Genomic DNA, 5,148 nt, shown 5'->3' with positions numbered 1-5,148 from the left:
CCGGGTCACCACCTCGGTGGTGAATGAAGTGCTGCAGGAGGCGGTGAGCTGGCGTTCGCCCCCCCCCAGCCGCGGCGGCCGCCAGGGCCGCATCTACTACGGCACCCAGGTGGCCACACGGCCCCCCAGCTTCACCCTGTTCGTGAACGACCCGAAGCTGTTCGGCGAAACCTACCGCCGTTATGTGGAGCGCCAGATCCGCGAGGGTCTGGGCTTCGATGGCTCACCGATCCGGCTGTTCTGGCGCGGCAAGCAGCAGCGCGATGCCGAGAAGGACCTGGCCCGGCAGCAGAGTCGTTCCTCCTCCTGATGATCAGCCTCCTGATGGTGCGCCCCTGATGGACTGGCTGCGTCAGCTGCCCATCGGCCAGTACGTCGATGGGCAGCAGGGATGGCTACGGCAGCTCGATGCCCGACTCAAGCTGGGCTGGACCCTGGCCTTCCTGGTCACCCCGATTCTGGCCGGACCCCAATGGCGTCTGTCCCTGGTGGCGCTGCTGCTGCTGATCACAGCTGTCTGTGGTCTGCCCTGGCGCCTTTGGCGGCGCAACCTACCGGTACTGCTGGTCCTCTGCCTGCTGGTAGGCCTGCTGGCTGCTCTGGTGCCGGTGGGGGTGGTGGCCTCAACAAGCGCGATGCGCTCCCCCCGGGAACTCCTGCTGGCCCCGGCCCCCGCTGGCCAGCCAGCGCCCCAGCGCCTGGGACTGCGTTGGGAGGTGCTGCGCTGGGGGCCGATCCAGCTCGGACCCCTGCCGATCGGGCCGCTGGTGGTGAACCGCCGCTCTGCCGAGCTGGGTCTCAACAGCGCCACGCTGCTGTTCACCCTGCTGCACAGCGCCAACCTGCTGCTGCTCTCCACCCCGCCTGAGGAACTGGTGTGGGCGCTGAGTTGGGTGATCACGCCGCTCGGTGCCCTGGGGCTGCCGGTGGAGCGGTTGGGCTTCACCCTGCTCCTCTCTCTGCGTTTTCTGCCGCTGGTGCAGGAGGAGTTCCAGAACCTGCTGCGCTCGATCGCCACCCGGGCCGTGAACCTCAGGAGCCTGGGCTGGAAGGGTGGCCTCGGGCTGGTGCTGGCGGTGGCTGAGCGGCTGCTCGCCAACCTGCTGCTGCGCTCGGAGCAGGGGGCCGAGGCCCTGATGGCCCGAGGGGGGCATTGGGTGCCTCCGGCGCAGATGCGCCTGGCCCGGCGGGCGGCCCGCTGGCTGAATCTGGTGGCAGCAAGCGCACTTTTTTTGTTTCTCGGGCTGCGCTGGCAGTACGGTGCGCTGTAATTGGTAGACATTGCATCCGACAGTGAGCGTCGACGCGACCACAGAGCGTTATCTCAATCATCCGACATTTGGCCTTCTCTATCGGGTGGCTCCAGCGGGTGAAGGTCGCGATCTCTTCGCCACCCTCTACGCCCAGCGGATGTTCTTTCTGGTGACCCTGCAGCCACGCGGTGCCCAGTTCGAGGTGATTCCGCTGATGGATGCTCGCCACGTGGCGGAGCAGAACCTGGCGCGGGCCCGGCGTGATGGCAGTTCGCACCTGCCCCGGTGGCGCCAGCTGTTCGATCAGACCTTCATCTGACGACCTGTGATGCCCGCTGACGCTCTCGCCCAGCGGCTTGAGACTCTGCAGGAGCAGTTGCCCCCACAGGCCCGCCTGCTGGCGGTCAGCAAGGGTCAGCCGGCGGCCCGCCTGCGCGAGGCGGTGGCCCTGGGGCTGCGCAGCTTTGGCGAGAGCCGTCTGCAGGAGGCCCAGGCCAAGCAGGCGGAGCTGGCCGAACTCGAACCCCTCGACTGGCATTTCATCGGTCGGCTGCAGGCCAACAAGGCCCGTGGGATCCTTCGCCATTTCGGCACGATCCATTCGGTCGACAGTCTTCCCCTGGCGGAGCGGTTGCAGCGGATCGCCGCTGAGGAGCAGCTCAGTCCCCGCGTGTTCTTTCAGGTGAAACTCCGGCCCGATCCCGGCAAGACGGGGTTCGAGCCCCGGGAGCTGGAGCAGTGCTGGCCCCGGTTGCGGGCGCTGGAGCCCCTGGTGCCAGTGGGTCTGATGACGATCGCGCCCCTGGGGCTGGAGGCGGATCAGCGCTTCGGCCTGTTCCAGGACTGCGCTGCACTGGCGGCGACCCTCGGCCTCAAGGAGCTCTCGATGGGCATGAGCAGCGACTGGCCCGAGGCGGTGCGGGCCGGCAGCACCTGGGTGCGGATCGGCTCGGCTCTGTTCGGTCCAAGGGCTTGAGCTGTGTTTCGGAAATCGGTATCCAGGATGTGTCCAGTTGCAACCAAAGGCATGGGACGCTAAGTAAGTACATCTCCAATCGAAGGTGCCCACGGTGTCGTGGTTCGCCCGCCTGCGTGCCGTTGTTTCCGGAGACGACTACCTCGATGGTGACTACGACGACGAACTGGACTACGACCCCGGCGATTCGCCCGCCAGCTCGGCTCCCCCTGGACGCTCGGCCCTCTCCAGCGGCAGTGCCCTCGCCCTGACCAGCGACTTCAGCAGCGACGACCCCTTCGGATCCGTCAGCTCCTCCAGCAACGTCATCGGCATGCCGGGGCTCTCCTCCACGGCGGCGGAGGTCACCCTGATGGAGCCCAGGAGCTTCGATGAGATGCCCCGGGCGATCCAGGCCCTGCGCGATCGCAAGACCGTGATCCTCAATCTCACGATGATGGAGCCGGATCAGGCCCAGCGTGCCGTTGATTTCGTGGCGGGTGGCACCTTCGCCATTGATGGCCACCAGGAGCGGGTGGGCGAGAGCATTTTCCTGTTTGCCCCCAGCTGCGTCACGGTCACCACCGCCAGTGGGGAAGAGCCCTCCTCGCCCACGATCGTGCCCAGCCGTGATCCTGTCGGCAGCGAGAGCGATCCAGCCGCTCCCAGCCCGGCCTGGGGCCGTCAGGATTCCGCCTCCGGTTTCAGCCTCTGAAGCCCTCCCGTCTTGGTGTGATCGGCCTCGGCCGCATGGCCCGGGCTCTTTTGAAGCCGTTGCTGGATCAAGGGGTGATCGCCCGTGATCAGGTGCAGGCCGTGGTCGCCAGCGAGGACTCGGCCCGGCGTCTCCAGGCCGAGCTCGGTGTGGCCGTGGGTCGTGATCCAGCCCAGGCCTGGGCTGCCCCCGCCGTGCTGCTGGCGGTGAAACCCCAGCTGCTCTCAGCGGTTGCGGCTGCAGCGCCGCCGCCCCACCCTGGCGACGAGGCTCCCCTGCTGATTTCTGTGCTGGCCGGGGTGACCCTGGAGCGGCTGGAGCGGTCCTTCCCCGGCTGGCGGTGCGTGCGGGCCGTGCCCAACACCCCCTGCCTCGTGGGTGCCGGCATCACCGGTCTGGCCTGGGGCAAAGACCTGCCGGACGAGCAGCGCCAGTGGGTGCTCGATCTCTTCGCCCGCGTCGGGGTGGTCAAGGAGCTGCCCGAGAGCCAGCTGGATGGCCTGCTGGCCCTGGCCTCCTCGGGCCCTGCTCTGGCGGCGGTGCTGCTGGAAGCCCTCGCTGATGGTGGCGTGGCCTCGGGCCTGCCCCGGCCACTGGCCCTGGAGCTGGCCCTGGGGATGATGGTCGGCTCGGTGAAAGTGCTGCAGGAGCAGGGCCTGCATCCGGCCCAGCTCAAGGACATGGTGGCCAGCCCGGCCGGCACCACGATCGCGGCCCTGCGTCAGCTGGAGCAGGCGGGGGTGCGCAGTGCTCTGATCGAGGCGGTTCTGGCAGCGGCGGAGCGCAGCCGGGCTCTCAACGCCGGCTAGGGCCTCCAGCCAGGTCTTCCGGCTAGGCCTTGTCCTTTTCTCCAAGCCGCGGTTCCTGGCCCGCCAGCAGCCGCTGCAGGTTGCTGCGGTGTCGCCAGACCACCAGCGCGGTGGTGAGCAGTGCCAGGGCCAGGTAGGCCGGCCTCAAGCCGGTGCCGGCTCCGGCAAAAGCCCCCAGCATCAGCAGGGGCAGGCTCAGGGCCGCCACGACGCTGGAGAGCGAGACGATCCGGCTGAGGGTGAGGCAGGCCAGAAAGGTCCCGAAGCAGGCCAGGCCCACAGCCGGCACCAGGCCGAGCAGCATGCCCAGTCCCGTGGCCACGGCTTTACCCCCCTTCCAGCCCAGCCACACGGGCCAGATGTGGCCCGCCAGGGCGGCCAGACCGGCCGCCACCACCCACCAGTCGGTGATGGGGGTGAAGCCGCTGGACTGCAGCAGGGCCTTGGCCAGCAGCACCGCGGCGCTGCCCTTGAGCACATCCACCAGGAACACGACCAGGGCGGGCCCCTTGCCCAGCTGCCGCAGCACGTTGGTGGCCCCGGTGGAGCCGGAGCCCAGCTGGCGCAGGTCGATGCCAGCCAGCCAGCGGCCGGCCAGCCAGCCCGTGGGCAGAGAGCCCAGCAGGTATCCCACCGCCAGCACCAGCAGGTGCAAGAGGGGTTGGCTCATGGCAGGTCCTGCTCCAGGGCCAGTTCGCTGGCGGTGGCGGCAAAGGCCAGCCAGAGGGGGAACTGAAGCACCGGGATGTCGACAACCTGCTCGGCGGCATCGATGACGATGAAGGGCAGCTCGCCGCGCTCCTCAAGCCGGTCGGCCCGCTCGATCAGGGCATCGGGCCGCTCGAACAGGACGATGCCGCTGTTGGGGCCGAAGTCTTCCCGGGCCAACCCCAGGCAATCCTGCAGGCCGCGGCGCCATTCCCCGAGCCGCTCGGGTTCTCCGGCCAGCACCAGGGTCTGGAAGCGGTCGCCGTAGAGATCCCCCAGGATCGCCACGGCCCCGGCGGTGATCAGGGCATTGCGGTTGCGGCTGCCGGTGCTGGCCTGGGCACCCCGCCCGCCCTGGTTGAGGAACCAGTCGTCGAGCAGGGCAGCCGCGGCTGGCTCCAGGCTGCGGCGTAGCTTCCAGGGATCGGCATAGAAATCGGGCTGGCCCTGGAAGCTGGTGAGGCGATCGCGGATCAGCTCGGCGTCCTGGCTGAACTGGCCCGCCGCCGCCGGAGGGATCTGCTGAACCGCCACTGTCGCCGCCATTGAAGCCGCAGCAGGAGCCTCAGGGACAGGATCCAGGGGTGAGGGCTGCACCTGCAGGGGCTGCACCACCAGATCCATCAGTTCCGCCTGGCTGGCCAGGTCCTGCAGGGCCACCACCAGGTAGTCCTGGAAGCCCTTGAGCCTGCGGGCAATGCCGTCGGC

The 5,148-nt window shown here is 68.8% G+C and carries 7 protein-coding genes and 1 pseudogene; 6 read left to right on the top strand and 2 right to left on the bottom strand.

Going from position 1 to position 5,148, the window contains the following annotated elements; genetic code table 11:
• From KBY78_RS15955 to proC, 6 genes and pseudogenes are all read left to right on the top strand, one after another.
• A pseudogene (locus KBY78_RS15955) lies at window positions 1-310 on the top strand (ribosome biogenesis GTPase Der); the annotation flags it as partial.
• A 28-nt stretch (window positions 311-338) separates the two neighbouring features.
• Window positions 339-1,271, top strand: a complete 933-nt coding sequence (locus KBY78_RS15950; RefSeq protein ID WP_006169969.1) for a CbiQ family ECF transporter T component — start codon at window positions 339-341, stop codon at window positions 1,269-1,271.
• 22 nt (window positions 1,272-1,293) lie between these two features.
• Window positions 1,294-1,572 carry a PipX family protein gene (locus KBY78_RS15945; protein WP_037979328.1) on the top strand — a complete coding sequence of 93 codons (279 nt, stop codon included), beginning with the start codon at window positions 1,294-1,296 and terminating at the stop codon, window positions 1,570-1,572.
• A 9-nt stretch (window positions 1,573-1,581) separates the two neighbouring features.
• Window positions 1,582-2,229 (top strand): YggS family pyridoxal phosphate-dependent enzyme, encoded by a 648-nt coding sequence (locus tag KBY78_RS15940; RefSeq protein ID WP_255144452.1) that lies wholly within the window; start codon window positions 1,582-1,584, stop codon window positions 2,227-2,229.
• Window positions 2,230-2,323: 94 nt separating this feature from the next.
• On the top strand, window positions 2,324-2,923 hold the full coding sequence (locus tag KBY78_RS15935) for a cell division protein SepF (protein WP_255144453.1): 600 nt from the start codon (window positions 2,324-2,326) through the stop codon (window positions 2,921-2,923).
• A gap of 35 nt (window positions 2,924-2,958) precedes the next feature.
• The gene (proC, locus tag KBY78_RS15930; protein WP_255144451.1) at window positions 2,959-3,732 is read left to right on the top strand and encodes a pyrroline-5-carboxylate reductase; all 774 of its coding nucleotides are present in this window, start codon (window positions 2,959-2,961) and stop codon (window positions 3,730-3,732) included.
• 22 nt (window positions 3,733-3,754) lie between these two features.
• Here proC and plsY read toward each other — a convergent pair whose 3' ends face one another.
• Entirely contained in the window at window positions 3,755-4,402 is a 648-nt protein-coding gene (gene plsY / locus KBY78_RS15925) for a glycerol-3-phosphate 1-O-acyltransferase PlsY (protein WP_255144450.1), read from the bottom strand.
• Window positions 4,399-5,148: DUF3086 domain-containing protein (locus KBY78_RS15920; RefSeq protein ID WP_255144449.1), on the bottom strand; the 750-nt coding region annotated here is incomplete at its 5' end. The genes KBY78_RS15920 and plsY, both read right to left, overlap by 4 nt.

Source organism: Synechococcus sp. EJ6-Ellesmere (assembly GCF_024345875.1).
Classification (GTDB): domain Bacteria; phylum Cyanobacteriota; class Cyanobacteriia; order PCC-6307; family Cyanobiaceae; genus Regnicoccus_A; species Regnicoccus_A antarcticus.
Note: the sequence above shows the minus strand (reverse complement) of the source record. Positions and strands in the feature narration are given on the sequence as shown.